We start from the raw sequence: 25,821 nt of genomic DNA, 5'->3' as shown, positions 1-25,821 counted from the left end.
AGCCCGGTTTCAAGCCGTACCACGGGGGGCAAACCGGTTGATCGACGGCGCCCACACCCGTTCCGCCACGCTTTTGCGCGGTTGCCCCGGCGTGTCGGCGTGGGCTAAGCTTGACCGGCGCAATTCTGCGCGTTCATCATCCATTTGTCACACGCGAGTGTGGCCCGATACAAGTCCATACTGGAGCAATTACTACATGACAACCGCAACGACCGACAGGGCATTCAAGCAGGTCGCAATCAACGATATTGGTTCTGCTGAAGATTTTCTCGCCGCGGTCGAAAAGACTCTCAAATTTTTCAACGACGGTGATCTGATCGAAGGCACCGTTGTCAAGATCGATCGTGACGAGGTTCTCCTCGACGTCGGTTACAAGACCGAGGGTGTCATTCCCTCTCGCGAACTCTCCATCAAGCACGATGTCGACCCGACCGAGGTTGTTCAGGTCGGCGACAAGGTCGAAGCCCTCGTCCTCCAGAAGGAAGACAAAGAAGGCCGCCTGATCCTCTCCAAGAAGCGCGCCCAGTACGAGCGTGCGTGGGGCGATGTGGAGCTCATCAAGGATTCCGACGGCGTCGTCACCGGAACGGTCATCGAGGTCGTCAAGGGTGGCCTCATCGTGGACATCGGCCTGCGCGGCTTCCTGCCGGCATCGCTCATCGAGCTGCGCCGTGTGCGCGACCTCACCCCGTACCTGGGCCAGGAGATCGAGGCGAAGATCCTCGAACTCGACAAGAACCGCAACAACGTGGTTCTGTCTCGCCGGGCACTGCTCGAGCAGACCCAGTCGGAGAGCCGCACCACGTTCCTGAACAACCTGCAAAAGGGTCAGGTTCGCAAGGGTGTCGTCTCCTCGATCGTCAACTTCGGTGCGTTCGTCGACCTGGGCGGAGTGGACGGCCTCGTGCACGTCTCCGAGCTCAGCTGGAAGCACATCGAGCACGCCAGCGAGGTTGTCGAGGTCGGCCAGGAGGTCACCGTCGAGATCCTCGAGGTCGACCTGGAGCGCGAGCGCGTCTCGTTGTCGCTCAAGGCGACCCAGGAAGACCCGTGGCAGGTGTTTGCCCGTACCCACGCGATCGGACAGGTCGCACCGGGCAAGGTCACCAAGCTGGTTCCCTTCGGTGCGTTCGTTCGGGTCGCCGACGGCATCGAGGGCCTCGTGCACATCTCCGAGCTCTCGGGCAAGCACGTCGAACTGGCCGAGCAGGTTGTCTCGGTCGGCGAAGAGGTCTTCGTCAAGGTCATCGACATCGACCTCGAGCGTCGCCGCATCTCGCTGAGCCTCAAGCAGGCCAACGATGGTGTCGACCCCGAGAGCACCGAGTTCGACCCGGCGCTGTACGGCATGCTCACCGAGTACGACGATCAGGGCAACTACAAGTACCCGGACGGCTTCGACCCGGAGACCAACGAGTGGCGTGAGGGCTTCGAGACCCAGCGCGAGAAGTGGGAGCAGGACTACGCTGCCGCCCAGGGCCGCTGGGAAGCGCACAAGAAGCAGGTGGCCGCCGCCAACGAGCAGGCTGCAACCGAGGGCGAAGCCGGTTCCACCGCTTCAGCCGGCAGTTCCTTCACGTCGGAGGGCTCGTCTGCTGGCACGCTGGCCGACGACGAGGCGCTGGCCGCGTTGCGCGAGAAGCTTTCGAGCAGCAACTAGGAACGACACAGTTTCATCCGAACGGCCGGTCCCGCCTGGGGCCGGCCGTTCGGCGTTCTACGACATCCATACCGGGCGAGACGGATCGCTCCGATGCGACGGCTACGATTGCCCTGTGTATCTCATCGGACTCACCGGCGGCATCGCGGCCGGAAAATCAACCATCGCGGCCCGGCTCGCCAGCCACGGTGCGGTCATCATCGACGCCGACCAGGTTGCCCGGGAGGTGGTCGAGCCGGGGACTGCGGCACTGGAGCAGATCGTGCAGACCTTCGGCCCTGGTATGGTGCGCGCCGACGGTACGCTCAACCGGGCCGCGCTCGGCAGTCATGTCTTCCAGAACGCCGATGCTCTCAGCCAGCTCAACCAGATCGTGCACCCGGCCGTGCGCAGGCGCACCGCGCAACTGATTGCACGGGCATCCGCCGTCGACCCCGACGCCATCGTGGTCTACGACGTGCCGCTGTTGGTCGAGGCCGCCATCGAGATCCCGTTCGACCTGATCGTCGTCGCCCATGCCCCTGCCGAAACCCGCGTGAAACGGCTGGTGACCCTGCGCGGGATGAGTGAGGCGGATGCTCGGGCGCGCGTCTTGGCCCAGGCGGGGGATGACCAGCGGCTAGCCGTGGCCGACGTGGTCATCGACACGGGCGACACCAAGCAGCACACCCTGACCCAGACTGATGAGCTGTGGCAGAGGGTGCGGTCACGCGAGGGCTGAGCAAAACCGCAGGCGAGGCCAGGCCACAGCCCAGTGTCACCGGTGGTGCCTAGACTTGTTGCCATGCAACCCACCCGCTCAGTTCGCCCGTTCGAAGTCATCAGCGAATACACTCCGAGCGGGGACCAGCCGCAGGCGATCGCCGAGCTCACCCATCGCCTCAACGCCGGCGAGACCGACATCGTTCTGCTTGGCGCCACGGGCACCGGCAAGTCGGCCACCACCGCCTGGTTGATCGAGGCCGTGCAGCGCCCGACCCTGGTGCTCGCCCACAACAAGACGCTGGCGGCCCAACTGGCCACCGAGTTTCGCGAGCTGATGCCGAACAACGCGGTCGAGTACTTTGTCTCCTACTACGACTACTACCAGCCCGAGGCGTACGTGCCACAGACCGACACCTTCATCGAGAAGGACTCGTCGATCAACACCGAGGTGGAGCGACTTCGGCACTCCACCACGAACTCTCTGCTCAGCCGGCGAGACGTGATCGTCGTCTCCACCGTTTCGTGCATCTACGGGTTGGGCAGTTCCGAGGAGTACCTTGACGCGATGCTCGCACTGCAGGTGGGCATGCGCATCGACCGGGACGCACTCATCCGTAAATTCGTCTCGATGCAGTACAACCGCAACGACATCGACTTCTCTCGCGGCAACTTCCGTGTGCGCGGCGACACGATCGAGATCATTCCGATGTACGAGGAGTTGGCGATTCGCATCGAGATGTTCGGCGACGAGATCGAGGCGCTGTACAGCCTGCACCCGCTCACCGGCGACATCGTCAAGACCCTGGACGCCGTATCGGTGTTTCCGGGCTCCCACTATGTCGCCAGTGACGTAGCGATGCGCCGCGCCATCGGCACCATCCAGGAGGAGCTCACCGAACGGCTGGGAGAGTTGGAGCGGCAGGGCAAGCTGCTCGAGGCGCAACGGTTGCGGATGCGCACCGCGTTCGACCTCGAGATGATGGAGCAGATCGGATTCTGTTCCGGCATCGAGAACTATTCGCGGCACATCGACGGCCGCAAGCAGGGAGAGCCGCCGCACTGCCTGCTCGACTATTTTCCCGATGACTTCCTGATGGTCATCGACGAGTCCCACGTAACCGTGCCGCAGATCGGCGCCATGTACGAGGGTGACTCTTCACGCAAGCGCACCCTCGTCGAGCACGGTTTCCGATTGCCGAGTGCGTTGGACAACCGACCGCTCAAATGGGACGAGTTCAAGAACCGCGTCGGCCAGACCGTCTACCTATCCGCGACCCCCGGAAAGTACGAGATGGGCATCGCAGACGGCGTGGTGGAGCAGATCATTCGCCCCACCGGCCTGGTCGACCCTGCCGTCATCGTCAAGCCCTCGAAGGGCCAGATCGACGACCTGCTCGAGGAGATCCGCCTGCGGGTGGCGCGCGACGAACGCGTTCTGGTCACCACGCTCACCAAGAAGATGGCCGAGGAGCTCACTGATTTCCTCTCCGAGGCGGGCGTGCGGGTGCGGTACCTGCACTCCGACGTCGACACCCTGCGCCGCGTGGAACTGCTGACAGAGCTTCGCGCTGGGGTCTACGACGTGCTGGTCGGCATCAACCTGCTTCGAGAGGGGCTCGACCTGCCCGAGGTCTCGCTGGTGGCGATTCTCGACGCCGACAAGGAGGGATTCCTGCGGTCGGCCACGTCGCTCATCCAGACAATCGGCCGCGCCGCCCGAAACGTCTCCGGCGAGGTGCACATGTATGCCGATGTCATGACCCGGTCGATGGCACAGGCGATCGATGAGACCACCAGGCGTCGCGAGAAGCAGGTCGAGTACAACGAGCTTCACGGAATCGATCCGACGCCGTTGCGCAAGCGGATCGCCGACATCACCGAGGTGCTCGCACGGGAGGAGGCCGACACGGCCGAACTCATCGGCAGTGTGGCGAAGGGCAAGCGGGGTGCGTCCCCCGCGCCACGGCGCGTCGGTGTCGCCGCCGAGGGCGCGACCGAGTTGGAGGCGATCATCACCGATCTGAACGAGCAGATGCTTGCGGCGGCCGGTGAACTGAAGTTCGAACTGGCTGCCCGCCTGCGCGACGAACTTTCCGAGCTCAAGCGCGACCTTCGCCAGATGTTCGCTGCGGGGCATGTGAAATGATCGAGGCTGCCTGGCACACGAGACCGGCGACGATCGAACTCATGTTCTCTCACAGCGTGCACCCGCGTGCCTTCACCGTCACCCGGATTGCATAGACTCGACTGGTGTCAATTACCGCCGTTACCGGCTCATCCAAGCTGAGCGTGCGTGGCGCGCGCGTTCACAACCTGCACGATGTCAACCTCGAGATCCCGCGCGATTCGCTTGTGGTGTTCACGGGACTTTCGGGTTCGGGCAAGTCTTCGCTCGCCTTCGACACCATTTTTGCCGAAGGGCAGCGACGTTATGTGGAGTCTCTCTCGGCGTATGCACGCCAGTTCCTCGGCCAGGTCGACCGGCCCGATGTCGACTTCATCGAGGGTTTGAGCCCAGCGGTCTCGATCGACCAGAAGTCGACGAACCGCAACCCGAGGTCCACGGTCGGCACCATCACCGAGATCTACGACTACATGAGGCTGCTCTGGGCGCGCATCGGCGTGCCCCACTGCGCCGAGTGTGGCGAGAAGATCACTGCACAGACAGTGCAGCAGATCGCCGACCAGCTGATGGAACTCGACGAAGGCGTTCGATATCAGGTTCTCAGCCCTGTCGTGTCGCAGAAGAAGGGCGAATTCGTCGACCTGTTCGGCCAACTGACGGCAGCCGGATACTCCCGCGCGATCGTCGACGGCGAGGTCACCCAGCTCAACGACCCGCCCACGCTGAAGAAGCAGGTCAAACACGACATCCTGGTCGTCGTCGACCGTTTGGTCGCGGGCCCCGACATCCTCTCGAGGCTCACCGACTCTCTCGAGACCGCCCTGCGGCTCACTGACGGCGTGGTGCAGATCGACTTCGTCGACGCAGACGGCCCAGATTCCAGCCGCACCTTCTCCGAGAAACTGTCCTGCCCGAACAATCACCCGATCTCCTTGACGGAGATCGAGCCGCGCACATTCTCGTTCAACGCTCCGTTCGGCGCCTGCCCCGAGTGCTCCGGACTGGGAACCCGCATGTCGGTTGATGAGCACCTGCTTCTGGGCGATGAAGAGCTCGCCATCACCGAGGGTGTCATCGTGCCCTGGACGACCCAGGGGAAGGGCCTGTACAGCTATTACGAGCGTTTGCTGGAGGGGTTGGCGCGAGACCTCGACTTCGACCTCGACACGCCCTGGAACAAGCTTCCGAAGAAGGTGCGCGAAGCAGTCATGCGCGGCAACAACTTCTCGGTCAAGGTCAAGTGGAAGAACCGCTACGGCCGCGAGGTCAGCTACACCTCCGGATTCGAGGGAGTCATCCCATACATCGAACGGCAATACCTGCAGGCCGAGACAGACAACCAACGCGCCCGCTGGTCAGAATATCTGCGGGAGGTGCCCTGTCAGGTCTGCGACGGCAAGCGCCTCAAACCCGAGGTACTGGCCGTTCTTGTCAACGGCAAAGACATTGCCGATGCCTGTTTCATGAGCCTCGCACACACCCGCGATTTCATGGACACGCTCGTGCTGAGCGAGCGTGAGAAGACCATCGCCGCCCAGGTGCTGCGAGAGATCAAGGCCAGGCTCGACTTTCTCATCGAGGTGGGTCTCAGCTACCTGAACCTCGCCCGAGCGGCGGCGACCCTTTCTGGCGGTGAAGCACAGCGGATCCGTCTGGCCACCCAGATCGGCTCCGGTCTCACCGGGGTGCTCTACGTCCTCGACGAGCCGAGCATCGGGCTGCACCAGCGTGACAACCGCCGCCTGATCGACACCCTGATCAAGTTGCGCGACCTCGGCAACACCCTGATCGTCGTCGAGCATGACGAAGACACCATCAGAAAAGCCGACTGGATCGTCGACATCGGCCCCGGCGCCGGCGTGAACGGCGGAAGGGTCGTCCACTCCGGCTCCTACGAGGGTCTGATCAAAAACCCCGACTCGCTCACCGGCGACTACCTTGCGGGCAGAAAGTCGATCGAGACCCCGGCGAAACGGCGGCCGGTTGACCCGGAGCGCGAGATCACCGTGGTGGGGGCACACGCCAACAACCTGAAGAAGGTGACCGTTTCGTTCCCACTCGGCACCTTCATCGCTGTGACCGGGGTGAGCGGTTCCGGCAAGTCCTCACTGGTCAACGATGTGCTCTACCGTGTTCTCGCGAACAAGCTCAACGGTGCCAAGAAGATCCCCGGGCGGCACACCCGAGTCACGGGGCTCGAGAACCTCGACAAGGTGATCCACGTCGACCAGAACCCGATCGGGCGCACCCCGCGGTCGAACCCGGCCACCTACACCGGGGTCTTCGATCGCATCCGCTCCCTGTTCGCCGACACGGTCGAGGCCAAGGCCAGGGGCTACCTGCCCGGTCGGTTCAGCTTCAACGTCAAGGGCGGACGCTGCGAGGCCTGTTCCGGCGACGGCACCCTGAAGATCGAGATGAACTTCCTCCCCGACGTGTATGTCTCGTGCGAGGTGTGTGGGGGAGCCCGGTACAACCGCGACACCCTGACCGTGCATTACAAGGGCAAGAACATCGCCGAGGTCCTGGACATGCCGATCGTGGAGGCGGCCGAGTTCTTCGAGCCGATCCAGGCCATCCACCGCTACCTGAAGACACTGGTGGATGTGGGGCTCGGCTATGTGCGTCTCGGTCAGAGCGCGACCACGCTCTCCGGCGGCGAGGCGCAACGAGTCAAGCTGGCCACCGAGCTGCAACGCCGGTCGATGGGGCGCAGCGTCTACGTGCTCGACGAGCCCACCACCGGCCTGCACTTCGAAGACGTGCGCAAGCTGCTGCTCGTGCTTGGCGGCCTGGTCGACAAGGGCAACACCGTCATCGTGATCGAGCACAACCTCGACGTGATCAAGTCGGCCGACTGGCTGATCGATCTCGGGCCCGAAGGAGGCGACGCCGGCGGTCGCATCCTGGCGGTGGGCACCCCCGAGCATCTCGCCACAGTGAGCAAGAGCCATACCGGTAAGTTCCTGAAGGAAGTGCTGGCGACGTAGCCTGATGGGGCGGCCCGGGGCTCCCGCCCGGGGGTTATGACCGATGGATGCGCTGTGATCACCGCCGCCTGATCACCACCGCCTGCACCACCGACCGATCACGACGGACTGATGAACACCGACTGATGAGCACGTACCGATGAGCACCGACACTGTGGGGTACCGGCCGAAGCCGGGGGAGGTTCCGACCGCGCCCGGGGTCTATCGCTTTCGGGATGCGACCCGGCGAGTGCTCTACGTCGGAAAGGCCAAGAACCTCCGAGCCCGGCTGAGCAACTACTTCGCCCCGTTGCCGAGCCTGCACGAGCGCACCCGGCGCATGGTGACGACCGCGACCAGTGTGGAATGGACGGTCGTCGGCAACGAGTACGAGGCCCTGCAACTGGAGTTCAGCTGGATCAAGGAGTTCGACCCTCCCTTCAATGTGAAGTTCCGCGACGACAAGACCTATCCGTACCTGGCGGTCACGGTTGCCGACGAGGTGCCGCGTGTTTTGATCACGCGAAACCACAACATTCCCGGCGCCCGTTACTTCGGGCCGTACACCAAGGTGTGGGCCATCCGAGAGACTCTCGACCTGATGTTGAAGGTCTTCCCGATGCGCAGTTGCACCGATGGGGTGTTCAAGCGCGCCCAGCAGACTGGCCGGCCCTGCCTGCTGGCCGACATCGGCCGCTGTGTCGCTCCGTGCGTGGGCCGGGTGACGATCGCTGAACACCGCCAGGTCGTCGACGACTTCGTCTCCTTCATGTCGGGCAACGACACACGCTTCATTCAGGGCCTGACCGCGAAGATGAACCAGGCGGCGGAGGCGCAAGACTATGAGGCCGCTGCTCGACACCGCGACAACATCCAGGCCCTGACCGCCGTCATGGAGAAGACCGCAATCGTGTTGGCCGACTCGGTCGACGCCGATGTTTTCGGGATCGTCGACGACGAGCTCGCCGCCGCCGTGCAGTTGTTCATCGTCCGTGGTGGACGCATCCGCGGGGTGCGCAGCTGGGTGGTCGACAAGGAACTGGACATCGACCAGTCCGAGCTCATCGAGACCGCGCTCCAGAACGCGTACCAGCAGCTGGTGCCACCCCGGGAGGTCCTGGTGCCGGTACTGCCGGCGGACCAGAAGGAATTGGAGACGTGGCTGGGCGAACGCCGTTCCCTCGATTCGGGCAAGGAGGGCCGACGAGTTCGGCTGCGGGTGCCGCAAAGAGGCGACACGGCCGCACTTGCGCAGACGGTGCGAGCGAACGCGGCGAATGCCTTCATGTTGTACAAGACCCGGCGTACCGCCGATTTCGTGGCACGCAGCCAGGCTTTGAGCGACATCCAGGAGGCGCTCGGTCTGGCCCAGGCCCCACTGCGGATGGAGTGTTTCGACGTTTCGCACCTGTCAGGAACTAACATCGTGGCCTCCATGGTGGTCTTCGAAGACGGCCTGCCGCGCAAGGACCACTACCGCCGGTTCAACATTCCAGAATCCACGGATGACACCGATTCAATCCACCAGGTGATCAGCCGCCGGGTGGCGTATCTCACCACGGACGAACAGGCTCCCGGCGTCGCCGGCATCGAGAACGGAACCGGCAAACCTGGTGGAACCGGCGAGGCCGGCGACATGGTCGTGACCGGCGGAGACGGAACGACCGTGATCGAGACCGCGGTGGTCCCTGTGGCTCCGGGCCGGTTCTCCTATCGGCCCAACCTGCTGATCGTCGACGGTGGCCAACCGCAGGTCCAGGCCGCGGCGCGCGCCCTGCGCGAGGCCGGCATCACCGACATCGCACTGTGCGGAATCGCCAAGCGACTGGAGGAGATCTGGTTGCCCGACTCCGAGTACCCCGTGATCCTTCCCCGTAACTCAGACGCCCTGTTCCTGATCCAGCGCATCCGCGACGAGGCGCACCGGTTTGCAATCAGTTTTCAGCGTTCCCGCCGACGCCGCGACATCAACACTGTTCTCGGTGAGATACCGGGCGTCGGGCCGGCGCGGGTCAAGGCCCTGTTGCAGCACTTCGGTTCGGTCGCGCGGTTGAAGCAGGCTGAAGTCGATCAGATCGGCCAGGTACCGGGAATCGGGCCGAGCCTTGCCGAAACCATCCACCGTCACCTGTCCGCCACTCCGGCGCCGTGAGCGCTGCCACCGGTGAAGACGCCCTCGTCCGGATCTTGGTGGGTTGCCGCAGTCGGTAGGCTGGGTTCAGTGTCTACCCGAGCAAAAGATGAGGCGATTCCAGCATGACAGGCGACGAAGAACCGCAGGAAGTACTCATCATCACCGGAATGTCCGGCGCCGGTCGTTCGACCGTCGCCGACTCCCTGGAAGACATCGGCTGGTACGTGGTGGACAATCTGCCGCCACAGATGCTGAAACATCTGGTCGAGCTTGCAACCAGGGCGGGAACACGAATCCCGAAACTTGCTGCGGTCGTCGATGTGCGTGGCCGGGACTTCTTCTCCAACCTGCGCGACATCATCCATGCGCTCCGCGACGGTACCCAGTTGCGCGTTGTCTTCCTCGAGGCCACTGACGACACCTTGGTGCGCCGCTTCGAACAGGTGCGCCGCCCCCACCCGCTGCAGGGCGATGGGACCATCCTCGACGGCATTGCCATTGAACGCACCCTGATGAGCGAGGTGCGGGCCCTGGGTGACCTGATCATCGACACCTCCGACCTCAACATTCACCAGTTGGCGACCATGATCAGGGAGACCTTCGCCGCTGAAGACACAGCCGGGCTTCAGGTCACCGTGATGAGTTTTGGCTTCAAATATGGGATGCCGACCGACGTCGACCACGTGGCGGACGCCAGGTTTCTGCCCAACCCCTATTGGATTCCCGAGCTGAGGCCGTACACCGGCTTGGACGAAACGGTACGCGAGTTCGTGTTCGGACTCCCCGGGGAAGCCGAATTCGTGGCAAACTATGTCGAGGCTCTGAAACCGGTCTTCGCCGGTTACCAGCGAGAGAACAAACGGCACGTGACCATTGCGATCGGGTGCACTGGTGGGAAGCATCGATCGGTTGCGATCGCGGGCCAACTCGGCGAACTGCTCAGAGAGCTCCCCGGTGCGGTCGTCAGTGTCAAACATCGCGATCTTGGCCGCGAATAGCCGAGACTGCCGACGGTTCCCCGGGGCAGTTCCCAACTCCACGAATCACCAGCATCAGCACCAGAAAAGGAATCACGATTGGCTCTCACCGCGCAGGTCAAAGACGAACTGACCGCTCTCGGGGTCAAAAAGACCGCCCAACGAGCGGCTGAAGTGGCCACGATCCTCCGGTTCTCCGGTGGACTTCACATGATCTCCAACCGCATCGCGATCGAGAGCGAACTCGACAGCCGGGCACTGGTGCAGCGAGTACGCCGTGACCTCGCCGAACTCTACGGCGCGACCAGCCAGGTGAGCGTCATTCCCGCGTCAGGTCTGCGTCGCACCGAGCAGTACCTGGTCCGCGTGATCGAAGGCGGCGAGACCCTGGCCAGGCAGACCGGCCTGCTCGACCAGCGCAAACGGCCGGTGCGCGGCCTGCCCAACAGGTTGACCACCGGTTCACGCGACGATCTGGCAGCCATCTGGCGTGGTGCGTTTCTTGCGGCCGGCACGCTGACCGACCCGGGGCGCTCCTCGGCGTTGGAGATCGTCTGCCCCGGCACGGAGTCTGCAATGGCCATCGTCGGCGCTGCCGGCAGGATGGGCGTTCCCGCCAAGGCACGAGAGGTTCGAGGCGTTCACCGAGTCGTCATTCGCGACGGTGACGCGATCGCCGACATGTTGGTGCGCATGGGCGCGCACCAAGCGGTCGAGACCTGGCGCGAGTTGCGACAGCGCCGCGAAGTTCGTGCGACAGCGAACCGGCTGGTCAACTTCGACGACGCAAACCTGCGACGTTCGGCGCAGGCCGCCGTCGCCGCCTGCGCCCGTGTGGAACGAGCGATGGAGATCCTGGGCGACTCGATACCCAAACACCTTCGCTACGCCGGTGAACTGCGGCTGAGTCACCGAGACGCGAGCCTCGATGAGCTCGGGCACCATGCCGAGCCGCCGATGACCAAAGACGCTGTCGCAGGCCGAATCCGGCGCCTGCTCGCCCTCGCCGACAAGCGCGCGGTCGAATTGGGCGTTCCTGGCACCGATGCGAACCTGCCGCCAGAGTTGGACTGATTGATTCTCCGTCGCCTCGAGACACGGGGATAGACTTGAGGATGTTGCGTATTCGCTGAGCCGGCGCTGAGTCCGGCCTGACACCATGGAGGATGTACCCAATGTCTGATTACACACTCGCCGATCTGCCCTACGACTATTCCGCCCTCGAGCCACACATCAGCGGCACGATCATGGAGTTGCACCACGACAAGCATCATCAGGCCTATGTCACCGGCGCGAACACCGCCATTGCAAAGCTCGCCGAAGCACGCGACAACAACGATCTCGGCAATATCAACAAGCTGCAGAAAGACCTGGCCTTCAACCTCGCCGGCCACGTCAACCACACCGTGTTCTGGAATAACCTGAGCCCGGACGGCGGCGGTGCACCCTCCGGGGAGCTGGGCGCAGCCATCGATGAGCACTTCGGCTCATTCGAGAAGTTCCAGGCGCATTTCACCGCATCGGCGATGGGCATCCAGGGTTCCGGCTGGTCGATTCTCGCCTGGGACAGCCTGGGGGAGCGACTGATCATCGAGCAGCTTTACGATCACCAGTCGAACATGGCAACGGCCACCGTCCCGGTTCTCCTTCTCGACATGTGGGAGCACGCGTTCTACCTCGACTACAAGAACGTGAAAGCTGACTACGTGAAGGCCTTCTGGAACATCACCAACTGGGACGACGTCGAGAAGCGTTTCCAGGCTGCACGCGAAAAGACAGCAGGCCTCCTGCTTCTGTCCTAGGCAGTTTCCCAGCCGGCCGAGAACCACGGACCCTCCGGCCGGCTTCGCAGAGCACCCACAACCACAGGGTCAACCGACCCTTCGATTGCGCACGATTGCGCAGACAGAAAATAGCGGGAGTACACACATGTCCGTAAAGATCGGAATCAACGGTTTTGGCCGGGTCGGCCGCGACTACCTGAGAATTCTCCTCAGCCAGGACCGCGAATTCGAAGTGGTCGCCATCAACGACCTGACCGATAACTCGGTGCTCGCCCACTTGTTGAAGTACGACACCGTGGCCGGGCGGCTCGCTGCCTCCGTCGAATACGACGAGGACAATATCCAGGTCAACGGCAAGACGATTCGCGCATTCTCGGAGAAAGACCCGGCGAACCTGCCGTGGGCGGAACTCGGCGTCGACATCGTGATCGAATCGACCGGTCGTTTCACGAAGGCGGACGATGCCCGCAAACACATCGATGCCGGCGCCCGCAAGGTGATCATTTCCGCGCCGGGCAAGGGGGAGATTCCCACGTTCGTCATGGGCGTCAACGATCAGGACTACGATCCTGCCGCGCATGACGTGATTTCGAACGCTTCCTGCACGACCAACTGTCTGGCTCCGATGGCGAAGGTGTTCCTCGATAATTTTGGTATCGAGCACGGATTGATGACCACGGTGCACGCCTACACGGCCGACCAGAACCTGCAGGACGGGCCGCACCGCGACCTGCGTCGTGCCCGTGCAGCCGCCGCCAACATCATTCCGACCACCACGGGTGCCGCGAAGGCCATTGGTCTCGTTCTGCCGGAACTGGCCGGAAAGCTCGACGGGTTCGCGCTCCGCGTCCCCGTGTTGACCGGGTCACTGACCGACCTCACCGTCAAAGCCACCCGCACTGCCACGGTCGAACAGATCGCCGACGCGTATCGCGCTGCGGCCGAGGGCCCGATGAAGGGCATCCTGAAGTACACCGAGGATGAGATCGTCTCCAGCGACATCGTTGGCGACCCCCACTCGGCCATCTTCGATGCCGGCCTGATCCGGGTTGTCGGCGACCAGGTCAAGTTGTCGGCCTGGTACGACAACGAATGGGGCTACTCCAGCCGTCTGCTTGACCTGACAGCACTCGTCGCGTCCGGGTTCTGAGAGGAAGTCGATGACACTGCGCACACTCGATTCGCTGGGATCGTTGACCGGTAAGAGGGTAATCGTCCGTTGTGACCTGAACGTGCCTCTCGATGAGGGCACCATCACGGATGACGGGAGGATCCGCGCCTCGATCCCCACGCTCAAGGCGTTGATCCGCCAGGGGGCGCGCGTGGTCGTGATCAGCCACCTCGGGCGACCGGCGGGCGCGCAGGACTCGAAGTACAGTCTTGAGCCCGTTGCCATGCGCCTGGGCGAGTTACTGGGCGAGACAGTCGGCTTCGTACCTGAAACGGTCGGGGACGAGGCGTCGAGCCGCGTCGCCTCGCTCGTCGATGGCGAGATCGTGGTGTTGGAGAACCTCAGGTTCAATCCCGGTGAGACCAGCAAGGACGAGACGGAGCGGCGCGCGTTCGCCGGCCAGCTCGCCGGCATGGCCGATGCCGTCGTTCAGGACGGCTTCGGTGTGGTGCACCGCAAACAGGCCAGTGTCTACGAACTCAGCCACATCTTGCCGAGCGCCGCCGGCACGCTCATCGAGACCGAGTTGGGGGTTCTCGAGCGCCTCACCCAGTCGCCCGCCACGCCGTACACGGTCGTGTTGGGCGGCTCGAAGGTCTCTGACAAGCTCGGCGTCATCGATCACCTGCTGCCGCGCGTGAACAACATCGTCATCGGGGGTGGCATGATGTTCACATTCTTGGCGGCCCTCGGTTACCAGACCGGTGCGAGCCTGCTCGAAGCCGACCAGATCGACGTCGTGAAAGGATACCTCGCCCGCGCAGACGCGCTCGGTGTGAACGTCGTGTTGCCCACGGATGTGGTCGTGGCTGACGGATTCGCCCCGGATGCGGCCCACGCGGTACTTCCGGCGGAAGACATGGCCGGGGGTGAATTCGGCGCGGCTGGGATCGGGCTGGATATCGGCCCGGACAGTGCGGCGCGCTTCGCCCGGGTGATCCGCTCTTCGGCCACGGTCTTCTGGAACGGACCGATGGGTGTTTTCGAGTTCTCTGCTTTCGCGGAGGGAACCCGAACTGTGGCGCAGGCTCTCACCGAGGTTGACGGGCTTACCGTGGTCGGCGGGGGCGACTCCGCTGCGGCGGTGCGAATCCTGAACTTCTCAGATGACCAGTTCGGTCACATCTCGACGGGCGGGGGTGCCAGCCTGGAGTTTCTCGAGGGCAAGCGCCTGCCGGGTCTGGAGGCACTCGGATGGCTGTGAACAAGCGCACCGCGCTGATCGCGGGCAACTGGAAGATGAACCTCGATCACCTGCAGGCGATTGCGTTCGTGCAGAAGCTCGCGTGGAGCCTGAAGGACGCTGCGCATGACTTCGATGCCGTCGAGGCGGCGATCTTTCCGCCGTTCACCGACCTGCGAAGTGTGCAGACGTTGATCGCTGCCGACAAGCTTTCGCTGACCTACGGCGGGCAGGACGTCTCCGAACACGAGTCGGGGGCGCACACCGGGGAGGTCTCCGCCGCATTCCTGGCCAAACTGGACTGCCGTTACGTGATCATCGGCCACTCCGAGCGCCGCACCCAGCACGCCGAGGACGATGCCCTGGTCGCGCGCAAGGTGCAGGCGGCACTCAGGCACGGCCTGGTGCCGGTGATCTGCGTCGGGGAATCAGCCGAAGACCTCAAAGTACACGGTCCCAGTGCGATTCCGGTGGCCCAACTGCAGCGTGCGCTCGATTCAGTGCCCGGGTCGGCCGATATCGTCGTCGCGTACGAGCCGGTCTGGGCGATCGGCTCGGGACAGCCGGCAACGGCTGACCAAGCGGAATCGGTGGCGGTTGCCCTACGAAACACACTGCAGGAACACGGCGGCGACGAGATGTCCTCGCGTACGCGCATCCTGTATGGCGGTTCCGTGAGCCCCAGCAATATCGCGGGCTACATGCGTGAGCCGAACATCGACGGTGCCCTCGTCGGCGGTGCCAGCCTCGATCTGGCCGCTTTCGCCAGTATTGTGCGCTACCAGAAGCACGTGGGAAGCTGACCGGCCCGCCGGTCGACGGCGGACGGGTTATAATCATTCGTGGTCATCATCATGTCGTGAACAAACGACAGATCACCAGACAGTCGCTTAGGAAAGGTCTTTTGTGGAAATCCTCCAGGTAGTCATGATAGTTGTGCTCGCGATATCGAGCCTCTTGCTGACGCTGCTGATTCTGCTGCACAAGGGTCGTGGGGGTGGCCTTTCCGACATGTTCGGCGGAGGTGTGACCTCGAACCTCGGCTCGTCCGGTGTCGCCGAGCGCAACCTCAATAGAATCACCGTCATCCTCGGGATCATCTGGATGGCCAGCGTGATCGTTATCGGACTCATCACCAAACTGGAATCGGGGCTTTAAACAATGGCAACAGGCGGCAGCGCAATTCGTGGATCCAGGGTCGGTGCCGGCCCCATGGGGGAGCAGGACCACGGCTACCACGCCGAGCGGGTCAAGGTCTGCTACTGGGACGCACTGGGGAATGAGACAGTGCGCTACTTCGCTGCAAATGTTGCAGACGAAGACATCCCCGAGATCATCGATTCACCGTCGTCGGGTCTGCCCGCCGGCCGCGACCAGGCCAACCCGCCGGTTGAGGCGAAGGTCGAACCGTACAAGACCCACCTGGCCTACGTGAAAGAGCGTCGTACCGAGGACGAGGCAAAGACCCTTCTGGAAGATGCGCTCATGCAACTCCGCCGGCGTCGCGGGACCCTCACAAGCTAGGGTTCCCGCACCAGACCCAACCGCGCCGGGCTATCCCCGAGGGGGCTTCCAGGCGATCCCTCTTCGTCGGATCCGTCGACCCGCGGGAGTCTACGCCGCAAAGTCGGCCTAATGCTTTTCTGCGACCGCTTGCCCAGCAGGGGCTACCCCGTTGGGCAAGCGGTCGCGAGGCGAGCACCGAGAGAACGCGGATCAGTAGTCAGGCGCGATCAGCTCGGCCGGTACTTCTGCGGCGGCGGCCTCGTCGACGAAGAACATGGTTCGCAATCGCCCGGCAACCCCGGCAACCGGAACCTCGTTCGGGCTGGCGCCGGCCAGGGCGAGCCCCAGTGCTGACGCCTTGTCTTCTCCCGCCAACACCAGCCAGACGCGGTCAGAGGAGTTGATCGCCGGCAACGTGAGACTGAGGCGCTCGGGTGGCGGCTTGGGAGAGTTCCTGACCGGAACCACATTTCGCCCGGTCACTCGGATCTCCTCCTTGTCGGGGAACAGCGAAGCGATGTGAGCGTCGGGTCCGACCCCCAGAAAAGTCACGTCGAATCTGGGCAACCCCTCTTCGACGCCAAAACCAGCGAGATCCGCCTCGTAGGCCTGCGCTGCCGCATCGAGCTCCATGCCAGCGTCCGACGCCGGAAATCGGTGCACATTCGCCGGTGGGATCGAAATCTTTGCCAGCAACGCGTCGTGGGCCTGTTGGTCATTGCGTTCTGCGTCGCCGGCGGGCAGCCACCGCTCATCACCCCACCAGAGGTGCACGCGCGCCCAGTCGATACTGTCACGGTCCCCAGACTCGCCGATGGCCGCAAGGCAGCCGATGCCGACCGATCCGCCGGTGAGCACGACGTGCATCGACTCCTGTTCGGCCAGCAGTTCTTTCGCTGTCACCACGAACAGATCACCGACCGCGGTCATCAGAGCGTTCTTGTCGTGGTGGACCAGTACTCGAGACTGAGAATTCATTGCTGTCCTACTCCTTCTGCCTGGGGCGGGATGGGGGTTACGTCATCCGGGTGTTCGAGCATCTCGATGCCCCGGGTGATCACTTCACCGTACAGGTCGTCAGGGTCGAGCCTGCGCAGTTCCTCAGCCAGACAGTCGCGAAGGCCCCGTCTGGGCAGGCTCAGCCCCTGTACCGGCTGTCCCGGCAGCCGCAGCGTTCCGACCCCGGGTACGGCGCGTTCCAGCTCAACGTTGCCGGAGGCGCGGCGCAGGGTGACCCCGTGGATCCCCGCGGTGTGTTCGGAGGCTGGGAGCTTGATCAGTTCTACCGGAACGCGGAGCTGCAGGCGCAACCAGGCGGCCAGGAGAATCGTCGAGGGGGAGTCGGCTGCGCCTGAGACGACCACATCGAGAATCGGCTCGTACGGCGGCTGGTCGAGCACCGCGGCAAGCTGGGCACGCCAGAGGGTGAGCCGCGTCCACGAGAAGTCGGTGTCGCCCGGGGCATACGACTGCGCCAGGTGAAGCAGGGCGTCGTGTGGGGACGGCTGGGCGGCGGCATCGGTGATTCGACGCTGCGCGATCCTGCCGAGGGAGGACATCGATGGGATCTCGGGTACGACTTTCGGCCACCAGACGACGACTGGCGCATCGGGCAACAGCAGACCGGTGACCAGTGACTGCTCATCGCTGGCGGCCTCCCCCGACGCACGCAGCACGATCACTTCGCTCGCACCGGCATCGCCCCCGACGCGGATCTGCGCATCCAGCCGCGGCTTCGCTTCGGGATCCGCGGTTGCCACCAACACGATGACCCTCATCGGGTGCTCTCGGGATGCGTCGTTGGCCGCGGCGATCTCTGCCTCACCATTGCCCACATAGATCGGGATCACCAGGGTGAGCACGCGTCCGAGTGCAACCGCCCCACCCTCCTCACGGAGAGTGACCAGGCTGCGCGAGATGTGGCTGGTGGTGGTGTTCGGCAGGTCGATGATCACGGTCGCCTCCAGACACGGCCATCACGGGCAAGCAGGTCGTCTGCAGACGGCGGACCCCAGGTTCCCGGTCGATACTCCTCGGGCGTGCCGGCGGACTCCCAGAACTCCACGATCGGATCGAGGATCTGCCACGACAGCTCCACCTCGCGGTGGCGGGGGAACAACGGCGGGTCTCCCAGGAGAACGTCGAGGATCAGGCGTTCGTACGCCTCGGGGCTGGCCTCGGTGAACGCATGGCCGTAACCGAAGTCCATGGTCACGTCGCGCACCTGCAATCCGGCGCCGGGAACCTTCGAGCCGAAGCGCATGGTCACGCCCTCGTCGGGCTGCACCCGGATGACCAGCGCATTCTCACCCAGTTCGGAGGTCTGTGATTCTTGGAACAGGAACTGGGGTGCTCGTTTGAATACCACGGCGATCTCGGTGACCCGGCGCCCGAGCCGTTTTCCGGCACGCAGGTAGAACGGCACACCCGACCATCTGCGGGTGCCGATGTCGAGGCGCATGGCTGCGTACGTCTCGGTGCGAGAATCCGGGTTCATCCCGTCCTCCTCAAGAAACCCGAGCACTTTTTCACCACCCTGCCAGCCGCCCGCGTACTGGCCGCGTGCGGTTGATGTGGCCAGGTCGGCCGGCTGCCGCACCGCAGCGAGGATCTTCTCCTTCTCTGTGCGCAGGTCCGCGGCGTCGAACGACACGGGTTCTTCCATCGCCGTCAATGCCAGGAGCTGAAGCAGGTGGTTCTGGATCACATCGCGAGCGGCACCGATGCCGTCGTAATAGCCGGCCCGCCCTCCGACCCCGATGTCCTCGGCCATGGTGATCTGCACATGATCGACGTAGTTGGCATTCCAGATAGGCTCGTACATCTGGTTCGCGAAACGCAGCGCCAGAATGTTCTGAACCGTCTCCTTGCCGAGGTAGTGATCGATGCGGAACACTGAATCCGCGGGGAAAACGGACTCGACAACGTCATTCAGCTCTCGCGCGGTTTTCAGGTTGCTTCCGAAAGGCTTCTCCACCACAACCCGTCGCCATTGGTCGGGCTGAGCCTCGGCCAGACCCGAGTTGCGCAACTTCTCGGTGACGAGCGGAAAGGCATCCGGCGGTATCGAGAGGTAGAAGGCGTGGTTTCCCATGGTGCCGCGATTCGCGTCGAGTTCGCTGATCGTCTCGCCCAGGCGCGTGAATGCGTCGGCGTCATCGAAGGTTCCAGATACGAAGCGGATGCCCGCGGCCAACTGGTTCCAGACGCCCTCGTCGAACGGGGTGCGCGCGTACTCAACGACCGAGTCGTGCACCACGTTCCGAAACTGCTCATTTGTCCAATCCCGGCGCGCGAACCCGACCAGCCCGAAACCTGGGGGCAGGAGTCCCCGGTTGGCCAGGTCGTAGACCGCGGGGATCAGCTTCTTGCGCGCCAGATCGCCGGTCACACCGAAGATGATCAGGCTGCTGGGACCGGCAATGCGGTTGAGCCTTCGATCCGAGGGTGAACGAAGAGGGTTGGACTCTGCCGTGATCTCCGCCGGAATCATACCGCGCCCGGTCAGGACAAGGCCTCGAACAGCGACAGAAGGTTTTCCTCCGGCTTTGTCAGGTTCAATGTGAGCACCGGACGCCCGTGGTCAGCCAGCACTGCCGCGTCTCCCATGGCCTGCGCCTGGATCAGTTGTCCGTAGCTGAACGGTCGATCGGGAATACCCAGATCGTCGGGCGCTTCTTCGGTCAACTGCAGAAAAGCGCCGATGGCGGGGCCCCCTTTGTGGAACTGACCCGTCGAATGCAGAAATCTGGGTCCCCAGCCGAAAGTGACCGGTCGCCCGCTGCGCGCCGCCAACATGCTGCGCACCCCCTCGGCTTGGGGCAGCGCCACCCGATTCACATATGCCTGTACAGCAATGTAACCGTCGGGCCCGATACTCTGGATCAGAGCATCGATTGACTCGGCGAGACCCGGCCGCACGACATCTGGAGTGCCGCGCAACTCGATCCCTTTGACGGTGTGCACCGCCGGGGGAGTCTCGGGACGATCATCGAGCAAGCCCCTGGTCGCGTCCTTGGCGCTCTCGACATCGGGTTGGTCGAACGGATCAATGCCGAGCAGGCGCCCGGCCACGACTGTCGCATACTCCCAGACCATGAACTGCGCACCGAGTGAGCCGCTCACCAGAATCTCACCGTGGTGTCGGTTCGTGGGGATCAGATGCCAGGCGTGCGCGTCATCGACCAGGCGCACGACCTGAAGGTCGGGTAGGTCTTCGCCGAGCTCAGGAGCGAGTTTGTCGAGCACAACCGGCAGTACTCCGGTGCCCTTCTTTCCGGTCGATTCTGCGAGCAGCTGCTCGATCCAGTCGCCCAGTCCGGAAATGTGGGTACCGTCGGTGACAATACCCAGCTTGTTCGTGTGCGGCATGTTTCCGGCGATGGCCGCCCCGAGGATCAGTCCCGGATTGTCTTTGGAATCAAGCGCCAGTTGCAGCACGATCGAGTCTGCCTCGTCCAGAAGCTGGCCGATGTCGGCACCCGCCAGCCCAGAAGGCACCAGGCCGAACGCGGTGAGCGCGGAATAGCGGCCGCCGACGTTCGGGTCAGCGTTGAAAACACGATAGCCGGCCTGGCGGGCCGAAATGTCCATCGGGGAGCCGGGGTCGGTCACGATGATGATGCGCCTCAAGGGATCCACACCGTTGTCGGCGAAGGCCCTCTCCCAGGTGCGCTTCTGGCTGTCGGTCTCCACGGTTGAACCCGACTTGGACGACACGATCAGAACGCTGGTCTTGAGTCGGTCCTTCACCGCGTCGAGCACCTGTCCGGGTGACGTCGAGTCAAGGATCGTCAGTTCGACACCGGCCGTCTTTGTGATCACTTCCGGGGCCAACGACGACCCACCCATACCAGCCAGAATGAAGTGATCGACGCCCTCGGCCCGCAACTGGTCGCGCAGGGCCGTGATCTCCGCGACCAGCGGCCGCGAGGTCATTGCCGCCTCCACCCAGCCGAGCCTGACCGCTGCTTCGGCCTCGGCATCCGGACCCCAGAGCGTGGGATTGGAGTCGGCGATGGAGGATGCGACAAGATCGGTGACCAGGGTGGGCACGAACCGATTCACCGCGTCTTCGACGGCGCCGCTGACCTGAATGCGAAAACTCATCGTGCGTTCTCCAGTGCGTCGTCGACGGTGGCCTGGAGTTCGCTCCACGAGGCATTGAATTTTGCCACGCCATCGGTCTCCAGGAACGCGGTGACCTCGTCGTAGGAGATGCCGAGTTCGGCCACCTGGTCGAGCACGGAGTTGGCGTCGTCATAGTTGCCGGTAATCGTGTCGCCGCGAATCTCACCGTGATCGGCGACAGCGTTCATGGTCTTCTCTGGCATGGTGTTGACGATCTCCGGAGCCACCAGCTCGACGACGTACATGGTGTCAGGCAGTGCCGGGTCCTTGACCCCTGTGGACGCCCACAGCGGGCGTTGCTTGTTGGCGCCCCCGGCGAGCAGGTTCTTGGCGCGCTCCGATGCAAACGACTCCTCGTACACCTGGTAGGCGAGTCGAGCGTTTGCGACACCGGATTTGCCCTTCAGGGCGGCGGCTTCGGGCGTGCCGATGGCATCCAGTCTCTTGTCGATCTCGGTATCGACACGGGAGACGAAGAACGACGCCACCGAGTGCAGGGTGGACAGGTCGATGCCGTTGGCCTTGGCCTTCTCCAACCCGGTCAGGTAGGCGTTGACCACCTCACGGTAGCGAGACAGGCTGAAGATGAGGGTGACGTTCACGCTGATTCCGGCCGCGGTCGTCTCGGTGATCGCTTCGAGACCCTCAACGGTGGCGGGGATCTTGATCAGAACGTTGGGGCGATCGACCTTCTCCCACAGCTGTTTGGCCTGAGCCACGGTGCCCGCGGAGTTGTGGGCCAGGCTGGGTTCCACCTCGATGGAGACGCGGCCGTCCACTCCCGCGGTCGCGTCGTAAGTAGCACGGAAGAGGTCGCAGGCCTGGGCGACGTCGTGCGTGGTGATCTCGATGATGGCCGAGTCACGGTCAACGCCGGCCTTCGCCAGTTGCCCGACCTGATCGTCGTAGCCGTGGCCCTTTGCGAGGGCATTGGCGAAGATGGTCGGATTGGTGGTCACTCCGACGACGTGCATCTGGTCGATCAACTCGGTCAGGGTGCCGGAGACAATTCGCTCACGCGACAGATCGTCCAGCCAGATGCTGACGCCGGCCGCCGAGAGTTCGCCCAGTGGGATGTTCTTTGTGCTCATCGTGTTCTCCTTCTAGGCCGAGGCGCTGGAGGCGGCCGCGAGGGACTCTCGGGCGGCACTCACAACATGGTCGGCGGTGATTCCAAATTTCTCGAACAGGGTCTCATAATCGGCAGATGCCCCGAAGTGATCGATCGCCACGGCGCGCCCGCTGTCGCCCAGCATGCGGTACCAGCTCAGTGGGCTCCCGGCTTCGACAGAGACCCGTGCCCGCACGGCCGGCGGCAACACGTGCTCGCGGTAGTCGGCATCCTGCTCCTCGAACCACTCCAGGCACGGAGCCGAGACGACGCGCGCGTTCACGCCCTCACCGCGCAGGGTCTCTCGCGCGGCCAGGGCCAGTTGCACCTCGCTGCCGGTGGCCACCAGAATCACGTCTGGGGTGCCGCCCGGAGCCTCTGCCAGGATGTAGGCCCCGCGGGAGACATTCTGCGCGCTGGCGAGTGTGTCACCGCTGGCGTTGCCCGTGCCGCGCTCGAACACCGGCACGTTCTGCCTGGTCAGGGCGATCCCGACCGGGCCACCACGCCTCGACAGAATGGTGTGCCAGGCCCAGGCCACCTCGTTCGCGTCGGCCGGGCGAACAATGTCGAGCTGCGGGATAGCCCGCAGGGTCGCCAATTGCTCGATCGGCTGGTGCGTGGGACCGTCTTCGCCGAGCGCCACCGAATCGTGGGTCCAGACGAAGATCGAGGGAATGTTCATCAGCGCGGCCAGCCGCACCGCGGGGCGCTGGTAGTCGCTGAAGATCAGGAAGGTGCCACCGTACGGCCGGGTCTGGCCGTGCAGCACGATTCCGTTGAGAATAGCGGCCATCGCGTGCTCGCGGATGCCGAAGTGCAACACCCTGCCATGCTCATTGCCGTCATACTCGTGTGTCGAGTGCTCACTCGGAACGAACGAGGCAGCACCCTCGATGGTGGTGTTGTTGCTGCCGGCCAGGTCGGCCGAACCGCCCCACAGCTCAGGCAGGTGCCCGGCCAGTGCGTTCAACACCTTGCCGGACGCGGCGCGAGTGGAGACCGACGTGCCGCCCTCGAACTCAGGCAGGGCCTCCTCGATTCCATCGGGCAGTTTGCCCGACTGCAGCCGGTCGAGAAGCTGTTTGCGCTCGGGGTGTGCGCTCGCCCAGGAATCGAAAGACTTCTGCCACTCGGCACGCTCTGCTGCACCCCGGTCAACGGCTTGGCGGGTGTGCGCGATCACGTCGTCAGCCACGACGAAGTGTTCCGCAGGGTCGAACCCGAGAACTTCCTTGACCGCGGCGAGTTCGTCGGCACCCAGCTTGGAGCCGTGGATGCCGCCGGTGTTCTGTTTGCCGGGGCTCGGCCAGCCGATGATCGTCTTCAGGATGATGATTGACGGCCTGTCCTGCTCTGCCTTGGCCGCCTCGATGGCCCGGTGGAGTTCCTGCACGTCTTCGTGGTAGACGCCGGTCTTCTTCCAGTCGACCTCCTGCACGTGCCAGTGGTACGCCTCGTACCGGGCGTGCACGTCTTCCGTGAACGCAATGTTGGTGTCGTCCTCAATCGAGATCTGGTTGCTGTCGTAGATGACGATCAGGTTGCCGAGCTTCTGGTGGCCGGCCAGGGAGGATGCCTCGCTGGTCACACCCTCCTGAAGATCGCCGTCGCTGGCTATCACGTAGATGAAGTGGTCGAAGGGGCTTTCGCCGGCGGCAGTGTCGGGGTCGAACAGTCCACGCTCGTACCGTGCGGAATAGGCCATCCCGACAGCCGACGAGAGACCTTGCCCGAGCGGACCGGTGGTGATCTCGACACCTTTGGTGTGGCCGTACTCGGGGTGTCCGGGGGTTTTGGATCCCCACGTTCGGAGCGCCTTCAGGTCGTCGAGCTCCAGGCCGTAACCACCCAGGTACAACTGCACATACTGCGTGAGCGAACTGTGGCCACAGCTCAGGACGAACCGGTCGCGACCGATCCAGTGTTCGTCGGAGGGGTCACGGCGCATCACCTTCTGAAACAGCAGGTAGGCGGCCGGGGCGAGGCTCATCGCCGTTCCCGGATGCCCGTTCCCCACTTTCTCGACAGCATCTGCCGCCAAGATTCTGCTGGTGTCGACGGCTTTGCCGTCGAGTGAGTCCCACATGAGATCTGCCATTGACTTCTCGACCCTTCTGAACGAACGAGGTACCGAATTCCAGCCTACCGCGCGCTACCGTTCCGCATGGAGCACACGGTCAGCTGACATGCAGGCTCGGAACATCGTGGAGTTTCGTCGGTCAGACCCTCTCGTACGACCACCGTCGATGTGGGCCAGGTCTCGACCGCTCAGCGTACCGAGATCTTCTCCGGGCCCCGCCCGACAACGGCCAGCACGGTTGCGGTCATCGCAGCCACAGCGAGGCAGGCCAACACCATGTGGGTGCCGACGAGCAGGCCGGGCAAACCAGTTCTGGCCTGAATGACCCCGACAGCAGCTTGAACGAGGGTGACCGCGAGCAACGGATAGGCGAACCGGAGCACGGCAGCGCGCCCCAGATGATGCGACACCGCGATCAGCACGATGATCAGCGCCAGCAGGATGTAACCCGGGTAGCTGTGCAGGTGGTCCCAGATCTCGGCGTTGAGTCCGTTGCGCAGCGCCGCTGCATCGCCGGAGTGCGGCCCGGCACCGGTGGTGAGAACCCCCATGGCCACGGTGATCACGACGAAGACGCCCGTCAGGAACGCCAGGCCGCGATACCAGAGCGCTGCCCCAGGTTCGGTGCGTGGAAGGTGGTACAGGTTGTAGACAAGCCAGGCCGCAAGGGCGACCAACGCTGCCGAGACAAAATAGTGGGCACCGACGATGTAGGAGTTGAGCCCGGTCAGAACGGTGATGCCGCCGAGGCCGGCCTGCACCAGAACGCCTACGAGGAGCAATACGCTGAGACGGAACAGGTCGGGGCGTTCCCGCCGCAACCGCAGCACCATGAGTACCATGACGATCGCGATGATGCCGACGAGGCCGGTCATCAAGCGGTTGCCGAACTCGATCGCGCCGTGCAGGCCCAATTCCGGGGTGGGAACCAGGGAACCGGGAATGCAGGTCGGCCAGGTCGGGCAGCCGAGCCCCGAACCGGTCAGTCGCACTGCACCGCCTGTGCCCACGATGGCGATTTCGGTCACGAGTGACAGCCAGCCGAACACGAGTGTGCGGCGGGTGAGCGAGTCGGGCAGTAACCACGATGCCAGTCGGTTGCGCGTCGGCTTGGGCGTCGGCTGCCCATTCTTCTCTGATGCCCGAGGGCGCTCATCGTTTCTGAGACTCACTGGTTCTGCTCCCGTGTGCACTGCTGGTCGGTCGGTTGGGCGCGCGCGCTTATGCGCCGAGGCTTCCACATTCGCGGCATCTTCGATAGAATTGATCTTTCTGGGCACTGT

Annotated in this window: 20 protein-coding genes; 13 read left to right on the top strand and 7 right to left on the bottom strand. The window is 63.8% G+C overall.

What is annotated here, in order from left to right; translation table 11 throughout:
• Positions 1 to 196 precede the first annotated feature (196 nt).
• The 13 genes from rpsA (at position 197) to DL891_RS08450 (ending at position 16,232) form a co-directional block, all read left to right on the top strand.
• Entirely contained in the window at positions 197 to 1,660 is a 1,464-nt protein-coding gene (gene rpsA, locus DL891_RS08510) for a 30S ribosomal protein S1 (RefSeq protein ID WP_111720002.1), read from the top strand.
• Between the two features lie 115 nt (positions 1,661 to 1,775).
• Complete coding sequence (gene coaE / locus DL891_RS08505; RefSeq protein WP_111720001.1) at positions 1,776 to 2,381, top strand: dephospho-CoA kinase; 606 nt, start codon at positions 1,776 to 1,778, stop codon at positions 2,379 to 2,381.
• Positions 2,382 to 2,444: 63 nt separating this feature from the next.
• Positions 2,445 to 4,511: an excinuclease ABC subunit UvrB gene (gene uvrB, locus DL891_RS08500; RefSeq protein ID WP_111720000.1), complete on the top strand. Its 2,067-nt coding sequence runs from the start codon at positions 2,445 to 2,447 to the stop codon at positions 4,509 to 4,511.
• 104 nt (positions 4,512 to 4,615) lie between these two features.
• Entirely contained in the window at positions 4,616 to 7,480 is a 2,865-nt protein-coding gene (gene uvrA / locus DL891_RS08495; protein ID WP_111719999.1) for an excinuclease ABC subunit UvrA, read from the top strand.
• Positions 7,481 to 7,619: 139 nt separating this feature from the next.
• The gene (gene uvrC, locus DL891_RS08490; protein ID WP_111719998.1) at positions 7,620 to 9,611 is read left to right on the top strand and encodes an excinuclease ABC subunit UvrC; all 1,992 of its coding nucleotides are present in this window, start codon (positions 7,620 to 7,622) and stop codon (positions 9,609 to 9,611) included.
• Between the two features lie 104 nt (positions 9,612 to 9,715).
• Complete coding sequence (gene rapZ / locus DL891_RS08485) at positions 9,716 to 10,591, top strand: RNase adapter RapZ (protein ID WP_111719997.1); 876 nt, start codon at positions 9,716 to 9,718, stop codon at positions 10,589 to 10,591.
• A gap of 78 nt (positions 10,592 to 10,669) precedes the next feature.
• A complete protein-coding gene (gene whiA, locus DL891_RS08480) occupies positions 10,670 to 11,644 on the top strand; it encodes a DNA-binding protein WhiA (RefSeq protein ID WP_111719996.1) in 975 nt (324 codons plus the stop codon).
• Between the two features lie 101 nt (positions 11,645 to 11,745).
• Positions 11,746 to 12,372 (top strand): superoxide dismutase, encoded by a 627-nt coding sequence (locus tag DL891_RS08475; protein ID WP_111719995.1) that lies wholly within the window; start codon positions 11,746 to 11,748, stop codon positions 12,370 to 12,372.
• 127 nt (positions 12,373 to 12,499) lie between these two features.
• Positions 12,500 to 13,504, top strand: a complete 1,005-nt coding sequence (gene gap / locus DL891_RS08470; protein ID WP_111719994.1) for a type I glyceraldehyde-3-phosphate dehydrogenase — start codon at positions 12,500 to 12,502, stop codon at positions 13,502 to 13,504.
• Between the two features lie 10 nt (positions 13,505 to 13,514).
• Positions 13,515 to 14,729 (top strand): phosphoglycerate kinase, encoded by a 1,215-nt coding sequence (pgk, locus tag DL891_RS08465; protein WP_111719993.1) that lies wholly within the window; start codon positions 13,515 to 13,517, stop codon positions 14,727 to 14,729.
• On the top strand, positions 14,720 to 15,511 hold the full coding sequence (tpiA, locus tag DL891_RS08460; protein WP_111719992.1) for a triose-phosphate isomerase: 792 nt from the start codon (positions 14,720 to 14,722) through the stop codon (positions 15,509 to 15,511). Before pgk ends, tpiA begins: the two co-directional genes overlap by 10 nt.
• Before the next feature lie 103 nt (positions 15,512 to 15,614).
• Positions 15,615 to 15,866 carry a preprotein translocase subunit SecG gene (secG, locus tag DL891_RS08455; protein ID WP_111719991.1) on the top strand — a complete coding sequence of 84 codons (252 nt, stop codon included), beginning with the start codon at positions 15,615 to 15,617 and terminating at the stop codon, positions 15,864 to 15,866.
• A gap of 3 nt (positions 15,867 to 15,869) precedes the next feature.
• Entirely contained in the window at positions 15,870 to 16,232 is a 363-nt protein-coding gene (locus DL891_RS08450; protein WP_111719990.1) for an RNA polymerase-binding protein RbpA, read from the top strand.
• Between the two features lie 192 nt (positions 16,233 to 16,424).
• Here DL891_RS08450 and pgl read toward each other — a convergent pair whose 3' ends face one another.
• The 7 genes from pgl to DL891_RS08415 all read right to left on the bottom strand — a co-directional run bounded on the left by pgl (position 16,425) and on the right by DL891_RS08415 (position 25,710).
• Positions 16,425 to 17,192, bottom strand: coding sequence for a 6-phosphogluconolactonase (gene pgl / locus DL891_RS08445; protein WP_111719989.1), 768 nt, complete (start codon positions 17,190 to 17,192; stop codon positions 16,425 to 16,427).
• Positions 17,189 to 18,169 carry a glucose-6-phosphate dehydrogenase assembly protein OpcA gene (locus tag DL891_RS08440; protein ID WP_111719988.1) on the bottom strand — a complete coding sequence of 327 codons (981 nt, stop codon included), beginning with the start codon at positions 18,167 to 18,169 and terminating at the stop codon, positions 17,189 to 17,191. The genes pgl and DL891_RS08440 overlap by 4 nt, the downstream gene beginning before the upstream one ends.
• A complete protein-coding gene (gene zwf / locus DL891_RS08435; RefSeq protein WP_111719987.1) occupies positions 18,166 to 19,707 on the bottom strand; it encodes a glucose-6-phosphate dehydrogenase in 1,542 nt (513 codons plus the stop codon). Before zwf ends, DL891_RS08440 begins: the two co-directional genes overlap by 4 nt.
• A gap of 11 nt (positions 19,708 to 19,718) precedes the next feature.
• Positions 19,719 to 21,323, bottom strand: a complete 1,605-nt coding sequence (locus tag DL891_RS08430; protein ID WP_111719986.1) for a glucose-6-phosphate isomerase — start codon at positions 21,321 to 21,323, stop codon at positions 19,719 to 19,721.
• Positions 21,320 to 22,435, bottom strand: coding sequence for a transaldolase (gene tal / locus DL891_RS08425; protein WP_111719985.1), 1,116 nt, complete (start codon positions 22,433 to 22,435; stop codon positions 21,320 to 21,322). Before tal ends, DL891_RS08430 begins: the two co-directional genes overlap by 4 nt.
• A 12-nt stretch (positions 22,436 to 22,447) precedes the next feature.
• Positions 22,448 to 24,556 carry a transketolase gene (gene tkt, locus DL891_RS08420; RefSeq protein ID WP_111719984.1) on the bottom strand — a complete coding sequence of 703 codons (2,109 nt, stop codon included), beginning with the start codon at positions 24,554 to 24,556 and terminating at the stop codon, positions 22,448 to 22,450.
• A 170-nt stretch (positions 24,557 to 24,726) separates the two neighbouring features.
• Positions 24,727 to 25,710 carry a heme A synthase gene (locus DL891_RS08415; RefSeq protein WP_232819076.1) on the bottom strand — a complete coding sequence of 328 codons (984 nt, stop codon included), beginning with the start codon at positions 25,708 to 25,710 and terminating at the stop codon, positions 24,727 to 24,729.
• Between the last annotated feature and the right edge of the window lie 111 nt (positions 25,711 to 25,821).

The organism is Homoserinimonas sp. OAct 916 (assembly GCF_003260275.1).
In the GTDB taxonomy this organism is placed as follows: Bacteria; Actinomycetota; Actinomycetes; order Actinomycetales; family Microbacteriaceae; genus OACT-916.
The sequence above is the reverse complement of the archived record's forward strand: the minus strand, read 5'-3'. Positions and strand labels throughout refer to the sequence as shown.